Annotated in this window: 12 protein-coding genes; 4 read left to right on the forward strand and 8 right to left on the reverse strand. The window is 39.5% G+C overall.

All coding sequences use genetic code 11. The features are described from left to right. The first annotated feature begins 26 nt into the window (after positions 1 to 26). Positions 27 to 1,607, forward strand: a complete 1,581-nt coding sequence (locus PL_RS01765; RefSeq protein ID WP_052496529.1) for a discoidin domain-containing protein — start codon at positions 27 to 29, stop codon at positions 1,605 to 1,607. Between the two features lie 124 nt (positions 1,608 to 1,731). Then, positions 1,732 to 2,901: an esterase-like activity of phytase family protein gene (locus PL_RS01770; protein ID WP_348620859.1), complete on the forward strand. Its 1,170-nt coding sequence runs from the start codon at positions 1,732 to 1,734 to the stop codon at positions 2,899 to 2,901. 3 nt (positions 2,902 to 2,904) lie between these two features. Here the strand turns inward: PL_RS01770 and PL_RS01775 are convergent, their stop codons facing one another. Continuing rightward, complete coding sequence (locus tag PL_RS01775) at positions 2,905 to 3,480, reverse strand: pentapeptide repeat-containing protein (RefSeq protein ID WP_041887297.1); 576 nt, start codon at positions 3,478 to 3,480, stop codon at positions 2,905 to 2,907. A gap of 17 nt (positions 3,481 to 3,497) precedes the next feature. Beyond that, the gene (dinB, locus tag PL_RS01780; RefSeq protein WP_041887298.1) at positions 3,498 to 4,601 is read right to left on the reverse strand and encodes a DNA polymerase IV; all 1,104 of its coding nucleotides are present in this window, start codon (positions 4,599 to 4,601) and stop codon (positions 3,498 to 3,500) included. A 170-nt stretch (positions 4,602 to 4,771) separates the two neighbouring features. Between dinB and PL_RS01785 the strand changes: the two genes are divergently transcribed. Then, entirely contained in the window at positions 4,772 to 8,170 is a 3,399-nt protein-coding gene (locus PL_RS01785; protein WP_041887299.1) for a glycosyltransferase, read from the forward strand. Between the two features lie 59 nt (positions 8,171 to 8,229). After that, positions 8,230 to 8,574 carry a hypothetical protein gene (locus tag PL_RS01790; RefSeq protein WP_041887300.1) on the forward strand — a complete coding sequence of 115 codons (345 nt, stop codon included), beginning with the start codon at positions 8,230 to 8,232 and terminating at the stop codon, positions 8,572 to 8,574. 429 nt (positions 8,575 to 9,003) lie between these two features. On the opposite strand, the gene PL_RS01795 is transcribed toward PL_RS01790, so the two are convergent. The 6 genes from PL_RS01795 to PL_RS01820 all read right to left on the reverse strand — a co-directional run bounded on the left by PL_RS01795 (position 9,004) and on the right by PL_RS01820 (position 16,925). Next, positions 9,004 to 10,200: a metallophosphoesterase gene (locus PL_RS01795; protein ID WP_041887301.1), complete on the reverse strand. Its 1,197-nt coding sequence runs from the start codon at positions 10,198 to 10,200 to the stop codon at positions 9,004 to 9,006. Positions 10,201 to 10,415: 215 nt separating this feature from the next. After that, a complete protein-coding gene (gene tyrS, locus PL_RS01800; RefSeq protein ID WP_041880392.1) occupies positions 10,416 to 11,618 on the reverse strand; it encodes a tyrosine--tRNA ligase in 1,203 nt (400 codons plus the stop codon). Positions 11,619 to 11,809: 191 nt separating this feature from the next. Beyond that, a complete protein-coding gene (locus PL_RS01805) occupies positions 11,810 to 14,230 on the reverse strand; it encodes a TonB-dependent receptor domain-containing protein (RefSeq protein ID WP_235324481.1) in 2,421 nt (806 codons plus the stop codon). A 60-nt stretch (positions 14,231 to 14,290) separates the two neighbouring features. Continuing rightward, positions 14,291 to 15,571, reverse strand: a complete 1,281-nt coding sequence (locus PL_RS01810; RefSeq protein WP_041880436.1) for a sensor histidine kinase — start codon at positions 15,569 to 15,571, stop codon at positions 14,291 to 14,293. Beyond that, a complete protein-coding gene (locus tag PL_RS01815) occupies positions 15,568 to 16,242 on the reverse strand; it encodes a response regulator transcription factor (RefSeq protein ID WP_041880390.1) in 675 nt (224 codons plus the stop codon). The genes PL_RS01810 and PL_RS01815 overlap by 4 nt, the downstream gene beginning before the upstream one ends. Before the next feature lie 80 nt (positions 16,243 to 16,322). Then, positions 16,323 to 16,925, reverse strand: a complete 603-nt coding sequence (locus PL_RS01820; protein ID WP_041880388.1) for a hypothetical protein — start codon at positions 16,923 to 16,925, stop codon at positions 16,323 to 16,325. Positions 16,926 to 16,954 lie beyond the last annotated feature (29 nt).

The following is a 16,954-nucleotide window of genomic DNA, read 5'->3' on the forward strand; positions in this document are numbered from 1 at the left end:
TCTACATAACTAAAAGAAAAACCAATATGAAAAAAAAACTATTAAGTATAATTTTACTGATAGGGTCACTTATCGTAATTATAAGCTGCAAAAGAGTTGTTCAGGAACCTGGAGATGGTCATTCCGGACAAACACATACCAATGGAACTGCAGTTAAAGGATTGTATAGCGGAATATACAATTTGAATGTTGTATATTTTGTACCTACTGATCTGGACACAGTGCCTGGTTATAAGGAAAGAATTAATGGTGTAATGGCGTATACTCAGAATTTTTATAAAAAATGGTTAACTAAGTGGGGCTATCCAAATCAATCTATGGGACTTCCGGTTGATGCTTCCGGGAAATTAAAAATGTTACTACTCAGAGGAACTGCTCCTAAAGCACAGTATCCATATGAGGGGGGCGCGGGAAAAATGATGGATGAAATTAATGCTTACTATGCGGCGCATCCCGGAGAGAAGAGTAGTGATCATATTCTGGTAATTACTCCAACCTATACTTATGGTGCCGATGGTGATCCAAGCGGAGGGCCTTTTTATGGAATTGGCCGCTGGTGTTTCGCGTTGGATTATACCGGATTAGATACACTGAATCTCGGAAAGCCGGAAGATAAATTCTCTACCAAATGGATAGGCGGATTTGTCCATGAACTTGGACATGGAATTAATCTTCCACATGATGGAGGGAAAAAGTCAGAAAACACGCAATACGGCACTACTTTGATGGGCTTTGGAAATTCGACATTTGGCAAAGCACCAACTTATCTGGCTCCTGCAGATATTGCAATTCTTGCAAACTGTCAGGTTTTTAGTAACACAACGAGATCAGACTGGTATACATCTCCTGGTCTAAAGATCAATAAATTTTCTGCTAATTATAAAAATGGTAATATCATTGTTGCAGGTAAATTTAGTTCAACCAGCCCAGTGAAAAATATTGGTTTTTATCATAGAAACATTGCTACTGATGACGGTGGTTATTCATCCGTTACATTTGCAACCAAACCGATTGGTTTAGACAGTTTTTATATCAGTATGCCTGTAAGTGAGTTCTATGACAAGGGGAATACTAAATATGAACTTTATATTCGTTATAGTCACGAGAATGGAAGCACAACTGATCAGGTTCTTAATTATGCATTTGAAAACGATACTCCTGTTATTTCTTATAACAATAAACCTGTATATAATAAATCTAACTGGACTATTTCTTCCTACAGTTCTCAGGAGACAACGAGCGAAAATGGTGCAGCAGCAAATATTATTGATGGGGATCTTCTTTCGTCATGGCATTCAAACTATTCAGCAAGTTCTCCGGGTTATCCGCATTATCTGGTTATTAATATGGGAAGTATACTTGATGTTAACAGATTCACCTTTTGGCAAAGAAATTCCAGAAAGGTAAAAGCAATTGAAATATTGACCAGTAATGATGCTTTGACCTGGACTAGTCTGGGTAATTTTACCCTGACAGATTCAAATAATCCTCAGGACATTAAATTGCCGTCCGTTAAGAAATTCAAGTATTTCAAATTAAATATGAAATCATCTTATGACGGAGAGCAATTTGCGTCACTTTTAGAGGTGGGTACCTATAAAGACTAATCAATCTGATAAAAGAACCTGCAGCTTTGTGATTTGTGATGCAGGTTTTTTTTTATACCGTATATTTGCGCTGTTTTTTATTAGGGCTGCTAATTTATTATCCCCTTGTTCAGTTCAGAATCATATGCTAAATCGTACTGTTGATTTCCAGATAGTTTTTACTTTTTTTATTGCGCTTACTCTTGGCGGTTGTGCTGTACACAGAAATTCAATTGTCAAACAACAGACCCTGACTACGGTAAGTAAGCTTAAATACATCAATACTTATGTTTTTCCTCATGATCAGCAGTTTAGGGGAACTACCATAGGCGGCTTATCCGGAATAGACTATGACCCGGCCAGCCAGCTGTATTATCTGATTTGTGATGACAGGTCTACGATAAATCCTGCCAGATTTTATACGGCAAAAATAGCATTGTCTGCATCAGGAATCAGTGATGTGACTTTTAAAGATGTAAAAACATTAAAGCAGCAGGATGGCTCATCTTATCCTAAATTAAAGGTTCATGCTACCCATACTACAGATCCTGAAGCTATGCGTTATAATGGGCTGACCCAACAGTTATACTGGACCAGTGAAGGAGAGCGGCTGATTAAAAATGGAGATACCACGCTGATTGATCCTACCATTACTATAGTTTCGGTCAATGGAAAATATACAGATTCGATTCCATTACCAGATAATCTGAGGATGCACGGTACAGAAAGCGGCCCCAGAAGAAACGGAGTTTTAGAGGGACTGACTTTTGCTGATGATTTTAAAACCCTGTATGTTAATCTGGAAGAACCTTTATACCAGGATGGGCCACGCGCAGCGTTAATCAGGAATAAAGCTTTTATAAGGATCTATCAGTTTGACCTGAAGACTAAAAAGAACACAGCTCAGTATGCTTATGAGCTGGAACCTGTAGCCCTGCCGCCTCTTAAAACGGGGGATGAGTCTATGAATGGTAGTCCGGATATCCTGTGGTTAGGCAATAACCGGATGCTTGTTACCGAGCGTTCTTATTCGGCAGGACAAAATGGAACAAATATTAAGGTTTTTATAGCTGATTTGCAGGATGCAACCAATATTATCGCAAACCCATCTCTGAAGGATAATCCGGCCAGTCAAGCTGTCCAAAAGAAATTCCTGCTCAATATGGATGATCTGGGCGTGTATATTGATAATATTGAAGGCGCAACATTAGGACCCGTTTTACCCAATGGGCACCAGAGTATCCTGTTTGTAGCAGATAATAATTTCTATAAAAAAGAACAGAATCAGTTTATGCTTTTTGAGGTTATTCCTTAATTTTCAGGGTTTTATTTCAATGTCGTATTGAGCTAATAGTCCGGCTATTCCGGCCAGGGAGAATTTTGCTTTTCTGATTCTGTTTAACTCCGGATTGATTGTGTAATTATAAGCAGTTGTCAGGTCTGCTTTTTCCAGCAAGGTATTTTCAAATGTTGCTCTGTTCAGGTCGCAGTTATCAAAAACAGAAGAACTTAAATCAGCTTCTGTGAAATCAGCCTGATGAATTCTGGAATCTTTAAATGAGGTCTTTTTGAGTTTAATCTGGTAAAAAGAACAATGATCCAGCTGGCAGTTATTAAAAGAGAAGCCCAGTCCAAACTCATTACAGTTTTCAAAAGACAGACCCAGCATTTTGCTGTCCTTAAATTTAACATCCCTTAATGCCGTTTTAGTGAGTTTAGCCAGACTTAAATTGCAGCCCGAAAATTCACATTCCAGAAATACGAAACCAGAAAGATCAGCATTGGAGAAATCACAGTTTTTGAAAGTGCAGTATTCGTATTCACCTTTTTCGAGCGGTTGTCTGGTGAAATCTATCTTGTCAAATATTTTTTCTTCTATAAATACCTGTGCCATAATATCAATTTGTGAGCTTAAAATAATTCCATCTGATCCGGGTCAACAAACCTGCCAGTATTGAGCTGAGTGCCAAAATTACTTAATGTAATACCGAGCAGACGAATTTTCCGGTCTTCGGTTTCAACTTTGAGCAATAATTCTCTGGCGGCTGTAATAATTGACGCGTAATCTGCCACCGGGCTGGGAAATGACAGGTTCCGGGTAAGCTGTTTAAAATCATCATACCTGATCTTTAGCGTAAGTGTTTTTCCCTTTAATCTGTTTTTCTCCAGTCTTTCTGCTACCTTCTCTGCAATTTGTTCGAGCTCCGTCACCAGTTCATCCATAGTCACCAGGTCTTTTCCAAATGTATCCTCTACACTGAGTGATTTGGTTAAACGGTGAGGCTGTACCGGCCGGTCATCAATCCCCCTGACTATTTTATAATAGAACTTACCGGTTTTACCAAATTTGCGAACCAGTTCCTGTTCCGATAATTTTTTGAGATCTGCACCGGTATACAGACCCATTTTCTTCATTTTATCTGCTGTTACTTTGCCTACACCGAAGAATTTTTCTACCGGCAGTTTCTCCATAAAGGCATTGATTTTAGAAGGCCCGATAAAGGTTAGTCCATCAGGTTTATTCATATCTGAGGCAATTTTAGCTACAAATTTATTGCTGGATACACCTGCAGAGGCAGAGAGATTGAGCTCATTTCGTATGGCATCTTTAATCTGTTTCGCTATTTCAAGAGCTGAACCAATGTTCAGTTTATCCGTAGTTACATCTAAAAATGCTTCATCCAGTGAAAGTGGTTCTATCAGGTCGGTATAACGACGGAATATTTCTCTGATACTGGATGATACAGCCTTATAAGCATCAAATCTTGGCCAGACAAATATGGCATGCGGACATAATTGTATCGCTTTGCGGGAAGACATGGCAGAATGGATACCAAATTCACGGGCTTCATAACTGGCAGTTGCTACCACTCCACGGCCATCAGGAGAGCCCCCGACTACTATAGGTTTGCCTCTGTATTCAGGAAAATCACGCTGTTCTACGGTAGCATAAAATGCATCCATATCAATATGTATAATTTTACGCTGAATAGTTTTTTCTGCTGTGTCTGACATGCTGATATCCGGTTCTGCAAATCTCCCGATTATCTCCGGTTTATTTGTCAAATTCTCCTTATATTTGCGCCTTATCAGGACCTTTTTAATTATCGCTTTTTCAATGTTTCCTCTGGATTAGGAGAAACAGGCCGTAGTTTAATCTTGAATAATTATTATTTATTCCGCAAATGCCCGAAAAACAGATTTTTCAAACCTCTAAGAAAAGCAGATGGATAACTTTTCAGTGGGTAATCAGGATGCTCTTTATTGTGTTTATTATTGCTTCCGCCTGTGTTGCCTATACACTGCTTTCCAACCATTATCCCAATTTACCGATCATCAATAGTACAGCTACTTTAAGCAAGAAACAGATTGAGGAGATCAAGAAATCAAAAACCTATTCAGACTTTAGAATTTCCAAAAAGAAACTGCTTCAGATACAGGAGCATCAAAAACTGAACAGACTTAAACATCCGAATAACAAGGCCAGGATCAATGCCGGTTTTTATGTAAACTGGGATCCGCAGTCGCTAACCGATTTAAGAGACAATATCAAACATCTTGATATGGTGGTTACTGAATCTTTCTTTATTAAGAACGGAGCCGACACACTGATCGACCAGGTCAATGTAGATGCAATGAAGGTAATCGGTAAACATAAAAAGGTCGCTATTGCAATGGTTTCCAATTTTAGTGTGGATCGTTTTGACGGTAACGCTATTCATAAATTATTGCAGAATAAACCTTTGCAGAACAGGTTTATTGATAATCTGATTAAATCCCTGAAAAAATACGGATTTCACGGTGTGAACATAGATTTTGAAGAAATCAAAGAGAAAAGTGATGAACCTCTAGCTGCATTTCAGAAAAATCTGTACGAAAAATTACATGCACAAAATTTGATTGTTACCCAGGATATATCTCCTGAAAATGACGATTATAACCTTCCTGTACTGGAAAAATATAATGACTATGTATTCATTATGGCTTATGATCAGCATAGTGAAAGCAGTAATGCCGGCGATGTTTCCCATCAGCAATGGGTAGAAGAGCAGCTGGATAAAATCTGTGCAAAAATATCCTCTGAAAAGGTTATTCTGGCGCTGGCCTGTTATGGTTATGACTGGCCGGATAAGGATGTAGGAAAAAATGTAACTTATCAGCAGGCTATTGCTAATGCAAACAGATATGGCGGCAAGATTAAGTATAATCCTGTTTCAGCAAACCTGAATTATAACTATACAGATGAATCAGGCCTGCATCACCAGGTGTTTTTTACGGATGCGGCAACCAACTTTAATCTGATCAGAAAGGCAGATGACTGGGACGTGGCCGGTATCGCCATCTGGCGGATGGGGGCAGAAGACCCCAGATTATGGACCTTCATCTCTAAAGATCTGAGTATAGATTCGGTAAGAAAAAGTGGTGTGGATTTGAAGAGACTGACCCATATTGGTTTAAATGACAGGATTGATTATTCTGGTGAAGGTGAAGTACTGGATCTGGTTTCAGTTCCAAAACAGGGTAAAATTGATGTTGTTCTGGATACGCAGAATTTTGTCATTGCCAATCAGACCTATGTAGATTTGCCGACCAAATACAGTATCCGCAGATATGGACATGCGGAGAAAAAAATGGTACTGACTTTTGATGATGGACCTGATCCGATTTATACGCCTCAGATCATAGATATTCTGCAAAAAGAAAAAGTGCCGGGTAGTTTCTTTGTCGTTGGTATCATGGCAGAGCAGAATATGGAACTGCTGTTAAAAGAATTCAAGCTGGGTTATGAAATTGGTAACCATACCTTTTTTCATCCGGATATGTCAAAGGTTGGGCCCGAGAGAGTAAATTTTGAACTGAATGCAACCAGAAAACTAATTGAATCAGTTACCGGACATAGTACGATATTATTCAGACCTCCGTTTAATGCTGATGCTGAACCTTCTACTTCTGCAGAGATTTTACCTGTGGCACAGAGCAGGGAGCAGAACTATATCAATATAGGAGAGTCCATTGACCCTCAGGACTGGCAGCCGGGTATCACTGCAGACCAGATTTTTGATGCAGTAGTTAAACAGCAGGATAACGGAAACGTACTGCTTTTACATGATGCAGGCGGTAATCGTGCGGCAACAGTTGAGGCTTTACCCAGAATTATTAAATATTTCAAAGCTAAGGGCTATGAATTCGTAACCATAGGTAATCTGATTGGTAAGAAAAAAGAAGAACTGATGCCTCCGGTAAGTGCTGGCGGAAACAGCTTTATCACCTCAGGTAATGCATTATTCCTGAATGTATTTTCTTATGGAACTTTAATTCTGAATTTCGTTTTTATCCTGGCGATTATTCTGGCTATGCTAAGAAGTATTTTTATAGCTATCCTGGCTGTTAAACAGAAAAGAGCCAGTAAAAAAGATGCCTTGCTGTTACTGAAAGATCCGGAAATGAAGGTAAGTATTATTATTCCTGCCTATAATGAGGAAGTAACAGTGGTACAAACTTTAAACAGCTTACTGAAAACTACTTACAGGAATACAGAATTTATTTTTGTAGATGATGGTTCTGCTGACCGTACGGTAGAACTGGTCAATGAACATTTCAGTCATCTGCCCAATATCAAAATATACACTAAACCCAACGGCGGTAAAGCATCTGCTTTAAATTTTGGTATTGCCCGTTCTGAGGCTGATTTTGTGATCTGTATCGATGCAGATACCCAATTGAAAACTGACGCAATTTATGAACTGATGCGCTATTTCTACGATGATGAAATAGCTGCAGTGGCCGGTACTGTAAAAGTTGGAAATAAGATTAACCTGATTACCAACTGGCAGTCTATTGAATATATCACTGCTCAGAATATGGACAGAAGAGCATTTGATATACTCAATACCATTACCGTTGTACCTGGAGCAATCGGTGCGTTCAGAAAACAGGTGATTCAGGAAGTAGGTGGTTTTACTACTGATACACTGGCTGAAGATTGTGATCTGACCATGCGTATCCTGAGAGCTGGTTATACTGTAAGAAACTGTGACACAGCAATCGCTTATACAGAGGCTCCGGAAACGGTAAACATGCTGCTGAAACAACGTTTGAGATGGAGTTTCGGTGTGATGCAGAGTTTCTGGAAAAACAGAAAGACGCTCTTAAATAAAAAGTATGGTTATTTTGGAATGGTAGGGATGCCGAATATTCTGATTTATCAGATTATACTGCCTTTATTTTCGCCCCTTGCCGATTTCTTTATGGTTCTTTCCATCATTACGGGACTGTTTTCTTTATCTTCCGTGAATTCGCTTACGCTGGAAGGCATGGGAAGTCTTTTAAGCCTGGATAATGGATTCGGGCAGGTATTCTTTTTCTACTGCCTGTTTATCCTGGTGGATCTGTTCTTTGCCGGTATAGCATTCAGAATGGAAAAAGAGCCGTATAAAAAACTGATTTATATTATCCCGCAGCGTTTTTACTGGAGACAGCTAATGTACCTGGTTTTATTCAGATCAGTACGAAAAGCATTAAAAGGTGAACTGGAAGGATGGGGCGTTTTAAAACGTACCGGAAACGTAAAAGAACAAGCTTAAACCCCGCAGGTTTATAAAAAAACACACACATTAATAACATTATAAGAAAGAATAATAAGATGACTAACGATAACGCAAAACAGATATTTAAAGATTTTAGTGAGTTCTATTCAAAAGCGGTTGAGCCTTTGAAAGCTGCCAATCCTATTTTTGTAAGACTGGATGGTAAGATTAAAGGAGATACCCGTGTAATTTTCGCTTATTTCCTTTATCAGGATAAAAAGTGGAAAGTTAATGCAGATACTCATATTGACAGATTGAAAATTGCTTTTGATCTGGCAGCTAAAGGAGAAGATCCTTTTGTAATCAAAACCTTAAGAGATAATAAAGGTGAATACCTGGCTATCAAAGGACAGCCGGTTAGAAACAGCAAAATCTATATTTACGCTACCGAAATTAAATAACATTCAAACCCGCAAAAGCGGCTGTGTAAACTGAAATGCCCCCTTAAAGTGTTTGACTGACAGGGGGCATTTTTTTTGATTTAATCTTTCATCAGCAGCTCAGGCCGATGTTATGGAGCCCGGGTTTTCCCCTTAACTGTTAGATACTTTTCATCAGGACTTCAAGCTGAAGCGGTGGTGAAGGTTGGGGTTGTGCAACACAGGAAGTTAGTGCGTTAGTGATTTTTGCTTGCAAATCTGCAGGGATACTTGCGGGGAAATTTCCTCCATATGGTGCTAGTATAGCACATCATGCTAAGCTTTCAGGGGTTTCGGTTTTCCCTTCGAAACTAATTTTCATTGGTAACTAGTTTAAAGCTAGGTGTTTGTGCGCCGGACTGGCAGGGTCATATATCACTAAAATAGTTGAACAGAAAGATTTTTATCTGCTTAGGAATGCGCTTTGTTTTTTCTGAGTTCTATGACTGTGATTTCAGGCCAGATACCAATTCTGCCTGAAAAACCGATGAAACCAAAACCTCTGTTAATATTTAGGACTCTTCCGTTTTCAGATTTTATACCTGCCCAGTGTGCATAACGGTATTTGACCGGGCTCCATTTGATACCAAGTGCTTCCAGACCAAACTGCATACCATGGGTATGGCCGGCAAGCGTAAGATGTACTTTGTTACGGAAAACTTTTACCTGTTCTTCCCAGTGACTTGGATCATGTGATAAGAGAATCTTAAAGTCATTGTCAGCAGTACCATTTAAAGATTTCTTCAGGTCACCTCTTTCCCCAAAACCCAGTCCCCAGTTTTCAACACCGGCCAAAATGATCTTCTGATCATCCTTTTTAATTTCCACATGGGTATCGAGTAATAAATGGAAACCCAGTTCCTGGTGGTAAGTTTTCAGCTGTTCAAGATTGGCTGTTTTCTCCGCATCATTTTTCCATTTAATATAATCGCCATAATCATGGTTACCTAAAACAGAGAACTGTCCGTAAGGAGCTTTGATTTTTGAAAAATAACTGATCCAGGGTTTTATCTCTTCAGCCTTATTATTTACCAGATCACCTGTGAACACAAATAAATCTGCCTTTTGCTGATTGATCAGGCTGATACCTCTTTGCACTGCAGTCGGATTATTAAAACTACCGGCATGGACGTCAGAAATCTGAGCCAGTTTAAAACCTTCAAATTTTTCTGGCAGATCATCAAAATATAAAACGTGATGAATAACTCTGTAATTGTATTTTCCGAAGATCATTCCATAAACAAACAGGAATACGGTAAGCAGGAACATCAGAAATGACACTTCTACCCAATAGATGTTTCTTGGGTGTCCGGTAAATATTCTGGGTACATCACCTATAAACAGGAAAACTGATAATACGACCTCAGCGGCAAACAGTGTAAGGAGTAAATGACTTGAAATTTTGAAAAACCAGTCCATACCGTGTGCATCCATTCTTCTGATGGCTAAAAACAGAGAACCAATGGCAGCTATAATAAATAAGCAGAATACCGGAGTAACAAAGCCGGAAGAACTCAGACTTTGCAACCCTGAAAGTACATACCAGTTCAATAAAAAAATAAAAGCAGCAAAAAGTACAAAGGGCAGCAGGTTGATTTTTCTTTTCATAATCTGCGCTAAATATATATAATTTCTAATCAACCAGATGCCAGTATTGTTGCAGACTATTTGTTTATGTCATTTCTATAACAGACAGGCCATAAGAAGATAAATCAGAGTAGTGTCAGTGATCTATGTTGGTATAGGGTTGGTATACCCCTGGGGTATACCAACCCTATACCAACATAGATCACTGACTTAACTTAAACATCTCTTCGAATTACTCAGAAGGGGGTAACCTCGAAGTATCCTCTTTTTCCCATACGGATTCTGACAGGGCCGGATATTTTCAGCAAACCATAAGAATCGGTCATTTTATGATCGTTAACAGCTACACCACCACTATCAATTAATCTTTTCAAAGCAGAACGGCTTTCATCCTTACGGAGAAAGGCACATAAATCCAGTAAATTGAGCTGATCATGGTCTCTGATCAGCTCAGCTATACTGACCACCGTGAAATTTTTCTCCTGAAATGATCTGCTCTGGAATTGTTGCGCAAAGTATTGTGCTGCATTTATGGCATCCTGTTCTGTATGGTATTGTCTGATGACATTGCCGGCAATGATCTTTTTCAGGATCATAGGATTTTCTCCGTTATTCAGTTTCTCCATCCAGTGCTGTCTGGTGGTCTGATCAAAATCTGTCACCAGCTCCAGGTATTCCGGTATAACCTCATCAGGAACAGACATCATTTTACCAAATATCTCATTAGGCTCATCAGTCAGCCCGATAATGTTATTTAATGATTTACTCATCTTTTCTTTTCCATCAAGACCTTTGAGCAAAGGCATACACATCACCACCTGAGGAGGGAATCCTTCAGCTTCCTGTAGTTGTCTGCCCATCGTACAATTAAATAACTGATCGGTTCCGCCCATTTCAATATCTGCCTGAATTTTTACAGAATCAAGCCCCTGCAGAACAGGGTAGATCAGTTCATGCATCGCTATTGGTAAATTCTGCTGAAAGCGTTTGCTAAAGTCTGTTCTGTGCATAATCTGAGCAACGGTGATTTTTGACAGCAGCAGAATCGTATCAGATAAATTTAGTTTTTCAAGCCATTCAGCGTTGTAGGTTATTTCACATCTGTTGATATCCAGGATTTTGGAAAGCTGGTTCACATAGGTCTGCGCATTCAACATGATAGCCTCCCTGCTTAGCGGAGGTCTTGATTTGTTCTTTCCTGTAGGATCTCCGATTCTTGCTGTAAAGTTTCCAATGACAATGACAATACGGTGGCCCAGGTCCTGAAAAGTCTTTAGTTTTTTCAGTACTACGGCATGTCCAAGATGCAGATCAGGAGCTGTAGGGTCAAAACCGAGCTTAATGATCAGTTTGCGGTTCTCCTGTCCGGCAAGTTTAAATTTTTGTTCCAGACCATTTTCGGGCAGGATAATTTCAACATTTTCTTTAATCGTTTTCATTTGATGACTGGGGTTAAAACAAAAAAGCCCGAATGTAATACATTCGGGCTTTTTCAATATTTGAGGTGTTTTTATTTTAAGAAACAAGCGCATATCGATCCCGAACCATTATGTAGTAATAATAGCTGTAGAAAGAATAGGATAATATGCTGATCAGTGAATTCATCATGGATGATATAGCGTAAAGGTAATTAAAATTTATAACTGTATCCAACTCTGAAAACCTGAGTTTCATAATAATCTGTGCTCCGCATCCGGAAGCCATTTCCGGTTATATCCCTTTGTATATTCAGGGTATTAAACAAATCTGTTGCGTTGAAAAACAGCTCTCCTGAGCCTTTCTGTATCGTTTTTTTAATTCCCAGGTCTACGGAATATCTGGCTGAGATCCTGCCTTGCGGGATAAGATCAGGAGCCAGATAAAGACCTGTCAGCTGTGCCTCGATCTTGCGGGGAAGATGAAATAAGCCATTGATTTTCAGATTTCCTGAAATCAGCTTTTGCTGCTCAGCAGTATAAATCACCGGGACGGGATACTTGTTCTCCACCTGGAAAGCATTAATGGTATTCTGATAGATATTGGCATTGGCATTAACCGATACCCATTTGGCAAGATCCTGTTTCACAATTAATTCAATTCCTGAATTATAACTTCTTCCGGCATTCTGAAATACATTATAAATCAATGTGCTGCCAGGTGCCTGTGTGGCTATTCTGGTTATAGTTCCATCAGTAATCCGGTGATAGAATGCTGAATACAGGTAACCTTTATTCCAGTTGTTTTTGTATCCCAGTTCTAAACTGCTGGTGAACTGCGGGCGTAAAGCAGGGTTCCCGACTTTGATGACTTCAGGTTCATCATATTTTGGAAATATCCTGATGTCTACCTCATTTGGACGGTCAACCCGTCTGTTATAAAATAAAGAGATTTTGTTTTTATCATCCAGTTTATAGGCCAGTCTTAAATTAGGAAAGGGTCTTGCATAATCATAACCTTCACTTTTATAGGTATTATGATCCGGGTTTACTTTATAATCCACTTTCACATATTCAACTCTTAATCCGGCTTCGAGTTCAAATTTATTGCTTTCATAGACGTAATTCCCGTATAAGGCCGGAATCGTTTCACTATAATCTGCCCAGCCGCCTGCGTTGACATCTATAGGAGAGTTTAACCCCGGAAAGAACTGCATATTGACAGGAATTGTTCTTCTGCGGAATTTTAATCCGCCCTCAATTCTGCCATGTTTCAATGGACGTACATAGTCGATATTTAAATCTGCCACCTGTTCGTCTGAGAGTAATTTAAAGGAATCTTCACCGGTATAGGCGGGCATTATATTGGTGAAAAAGTATTTTTCATCTTCCCGGTGAAAGGTATAATTAAAACTCGCATTCAGCACATGTCCGGGTTGTTTAAAATTATGCTGATAAATGGCAGATGCTGCAGCTGTATATTTTACTTCATCTTCTAAAAACCGCCATAACCGGCTGCGTACAGATAAATCCTGATTAAAATAGGGAATATCTCCACGATCAGTGATCTTTTCCCTATTAAAAAGCCCGGTAACAGTTAAGGTATTCTGATCGTCGATGTTCCAGTCCAGGCCGGTTTTGGCTGTGGCAAAAGTGGTTATGCGGTTACGTTTTACCTGCTGCCTGATCGTTTCTCCAGTATCATAAATTCTTTCGGCAAATTCGTTTCTGTTAAGTGTCTGCGTATATAACCAGTCACCCTGAAAGAAGGCATTGACTTTATTTTTGCGGTAGTTCAGCGATAACGAAGGATTGATCTTTGGTGTATTTTGGTACTGAGGACGAATACCGGGCAGGTTTTCTTTCTTTTGCCACAATGCACCCAATCCGGTACTGAGACCAATTTTTCCGTTAAAACCTTCCTGTTTGTTTTTTTTATAGATAATATTGATAATCCCGGCATGACCATTGGCATCAAATTTTGCAGATGGATTATTAATGATTTCAATTCTTTCGATAGCCGATGCAGGAATATTATCTAAGCCGGTCTGAGCTCCAAATCCGGTGATGGCCGTTTGTTTTCCATCAATCAGGACGGATACTTTATCACTGCCTCTGAGTTCCAGTTTACCATCCTGTGTGGTTGATACCCCGGGCAGGTTCTTCATGACCTGCAGGACAGATCCGCCACCCTGACTGATATTATCTGCTACAGTAAAGGTCTTCTTGTCCATTTGATTGCTGATCCCGGCAGTCTGCTGACCTGAAATTTTAATTTCATTCAGCGTGTTGGGAGCTTCCTCGAGTTCTATGTGGCCAAGATCCAGAAAAGGGCTCAGGCTGCCGGCCAGCACAGGCAGGTAGCTGGTCTTAAAACCTATATAGGAAACACTAAGCAGATAGGTTCCTGCATTTACTTCGGCGAGTTTGAACCGGCCTTCTGCATCACTGACTGTTCCTGCTACAAAGACGCTGTCTTTGCTTGTTTTCAGGAGTATATTTCCAAAAGGGATAGTGGTTTTGGTTTTTGAATCCCTGATTACCCCAGAGAGGGTTACTTTGCTGTCTTGTTGTGCCGATCCCCAAAAGGGTAAAAACAGGAATAGGGCAAATAGGTATCTGGTGTGCTTCATCATTTTAACTTTGTTGATTATTATGAACAAAGTTTCAATATGAATTAGGATAAATATTGGATTTTAGAACGTGACGGTAAAAATATGCTGATTGTTACTGAAATTATAAGTTATCTGCCACTGATATAGTTCGCAGATCTGTTTAATAATAGCGAGTCCGAGGCCACTGCCTGGCGTTAACACAGAAGTTGTACTAAAGCGTCTGAATAGTTTCTCCTGCTCAAGCGCATGGGAGCCGCTATTGATTATGGTCAGTTGTTTCTGATTAAGTGCTGCAGTAATTTCTCCTCCGGTGCTATTATGTCTGATGGCATTAATCAATAGATTATTGATCAAAACCTCAACCAGTACCGGATTGGCTTCAATCATGAGCGTACCCGTTATATTTTCATGCAGCGTTAATTGTCTGGAACCGAGGTGCTCGGTTAATATTCCAAGCATATCTTTCAGTAGCACAGCAAGGTTTATTTGCTCATAATCTGCAAACTGATGATTCTCAATTCTGGCCAGCAATAAGAGATTTTTGTTAATACGGTTAACTCTGGTCAGGGCAGTATTAGCACTTTCTACAATTCCGAACTGTTCTTCAGTCAGCGCCGGATGCTGAAATAACAGATCCAGTTTTGACTGTACAATAGCCAGTGGCGTTTGTAATTCGTGGGATACATTTTCAGTAAATTCTTTCTGCTGTTTATAGACATTCACATTCCTGATCAGCAATTTGCTCAGACTATCATTTAGTTCATTGAATTCCTGAATATTGCTGGGCTTAAAAGATATTTCCTGATCAGCATTTAACCGGAATGATTTTAATACGTCCAGTGTGAGATAAAAAGGATGCCAGATTCTTGAAGATATTTTTTTGATCAGAAAGATGAACCCGCCAAGCAGCAGCAGGAAAAAGAAGATAGCAGCAAATGAAATAGCCATCACGGTTTCATCAGCTTCTTCCATATTGGTCTCTATAAGCAGCCGGTAGTGTTTATTGTTGATTCTTACACTGGTGGATAAACTGCGAAACTGTTCGCGATCCTGCAGGAAATCATCAAAACGTATGGTCGTATAAACACTGTCTTTGATCAGCGAATCAGTAGGGTGGGATGTCAGGATAAAACCCGGCTCTATCTTATTCCAGATATTGATGGTTTGCTCTACTGTACTGTCAGGCAGATTGAGCCTGGCTAATCTCGACTCAATTTTATCCCGCAGTACATATTGGTGTTTATCAAGCTCGTTTACCCAGATCCGGTCTACAATAAAGTAATAGGCAGGGATACTCAGCAATAAGACAATCAGTGCATAGATGGCCAGAGGTTTCAGACTCTGATTAAGTAATCTGTTCATATTTCCCATTTATATCCTGTTCCATAAACTGATTTTAAGTAATGACCTGCACCTGCATCATTGAGTTTCTTTTTGAGGTTTTTGATATGGGAATAGACAAAGTCATGACTGTCAAGCATATCGGCGATATCTCCGGAAAGATGTTCTGCCAGCGCATTTTTAGAAATAACGCGGTTCTGATTTCCGATGAAGTAAAGGAGCAGGGCATATTCTTTTTTGGTCAGGTTAATCAAGGTGTCATTGACCTGAACTGTTTTGGCTAAAATATTGATCTTTAGTTTATTCTGCTCAATAATATTAGCATTGGTAAATTGTTTTCTGCGAATAACTGAAAATACCCTGGCTGATAATTCGGGCAGGTGAAACGGTTTGGCCAGATAGTCGTCTGCACCAATCTGCAGACCTTTAATCTTATCGTCCAGTGAGTTTCTGGCCGAGATGATGATCACTCCGTCCTGTTTTTGCTGGCTTTTTAATTCTTCCAGGATCTGCATGCCATCGCCCCCTGGCAACATCAGGTCCAGCAGAATACAATCATAATGATACAGATTGATTTTGTTGATGGCCTGGTCAAAGTTCCGGGCAATTTCACAGACATAGTTTTCTCCTGAAAGATAGGTTAATATACTTTCGGCCAGTTCGGTTTCATCTTCTATGATCAGCAGCTTCATCAAACGAAGATAGACTACAATTCTGTATTCTTTTTGGAGAAAATAAATTTTTGGCTAATCAGAGAAATTGGAAACTGAGCTTATGCGTTCTCTTCCTGCTGATTCATCAGAACCTGTGTTTTCAGATAGTTGATGCCAATATTTATAAATAATGGAAGTGCCAGTAAGGAGGCGATGGCGGTAAAGAAATAACCGATAACTCCAAATACAATACTTACTTTATATAGGGATTCACCTGCCTTTTCAACTGAATGGAGATAGGCAATCCAGAGAAAAAGAATTACAAAGATGCAGCAGGGCAGTAAGATGATTTTAACCCATGACTGATCATGTGTGAGGGCAAAAGCCAGCTCAATGAAAACATACAGGATTACCAGGCCGATACCCAGTGCCCAGTCGGGTTCAGAATAAAAACCATGCTGATGAATCAGGTTCAGCAAATTATTTTTCTCCTGTTCATCCAGGTATTTCAAACGCACATATCCTTTGTTTTTAACCTGTCTGAAAAACCACTTACCATTAATTTCCAGGGTTAGGGTATCTGCATCTGCTGTACTTTCTTCCAGTGTTTTTGTCCCTTTTTTCCATTCGGCATTTAACGGAAGCCCAGCCTGGATTAAATCGTCTGTAAAACGCTGTAATTGTGCTGAAGAAAAGTTATCATGTTTGAATTGGCCGTTCATTTGTATGAATCTTAATTATGGTCTTTAAC

Source organism: Pedobacter lusitanus, assembly GCF_040026395.1.
Taxonomy (GTDB): domain Bacteria; phylum Bacteroidota; class Bacteroidia; order Sphingobacteriales; family Sphingobacteriaceae; genus Pedobacter; species Pedobacter lusitanus.

Excerpts from the sequence above, each read along its gene's own strand:
- PL_RS01765 (WP_052496529.1), top strand. The coding sequence starts at position 27 with ATGAAAAAAAAACTATTAAGTATAATTTTACTGATAGGGTCACTTATC.
- PL_RS01770 (WP_348620859.1), top strand. The coding sequence starts at position 1,732 with ATGCTAAATCGTACTGTTGATTTCCAGATAGTTTTTACTTTTTTTATT.
- PL_RS01775 (WP_041887297.1), bottom strand. The coding sequence starts at position 3,480 with ATGGCACAGGTATTTATAGAAGAAAAAATATTTGACAAGATAGATTTC.
- dinB (WP_041887298.1), bottom strand. The coding sequence starts at position 4,601 with ATGTCAGACACAGCAGAAAAAACTATTCAGCGTAAAATTATACATATT.
- PL_RS01785 (WP_041887299.1), top strand. The coding sequence starts at position 4,772 with ATGCCCGAAAAACAGATTTTTCAAACCTCTAAGAAAAGCAGATGGATA.
- PL_RS01790 (WP_041887300.1), top strand. The coding sequence starts at position 8,230 with ATGACTAACGATAACGCAAAACAGATATTTAAAGATTTTAGTGAGTTC.
- PL_RS01795 (WP_041887301.1), bottom strand. The coding sequence starts at position 10,200 with ATGAAAAGAAAAATCAACCTGCTGCCCTTTGTACTTTTTGCTGCTTTT.
- tyrS (WP_041880392.1), bottom strand. The coding sequence starts at position 11,618 with ATGAAAACGATTAAAGAAAATGTTGAAATTATCCTGCCCGAAAATGGT.
- PL_RS01805 (WP_235324481.1), bottom strand. The coding sequence starts at position 14,230 with ATGATGAAGCACACCAGATACCTATTTGCCCTATTCCTGTTTTTACCC.
- PL_RS01810 (WP_041880436.1), bottom strand. The coding sequence starts at position 15,571 with ATGAACAGATTACTTAATCAGAGTCTGAAACCTCTGGCCATCTATGCA.
- PL_RS01815 (WP_041880390.1), bottom strand. The coding sequence starts at position 16,242 with ATGAAGCTGCTGATCATAGAAGATGAAACCGAACTGGCCGAAAGTATA.
- PL_RS01820 (WP_041880388.1), bottom strand. The coding sequence starts at position 16,925 with ATGAACGGCCAATTCAAACATGATAACTTTTCTTCAGCACAATTACAG.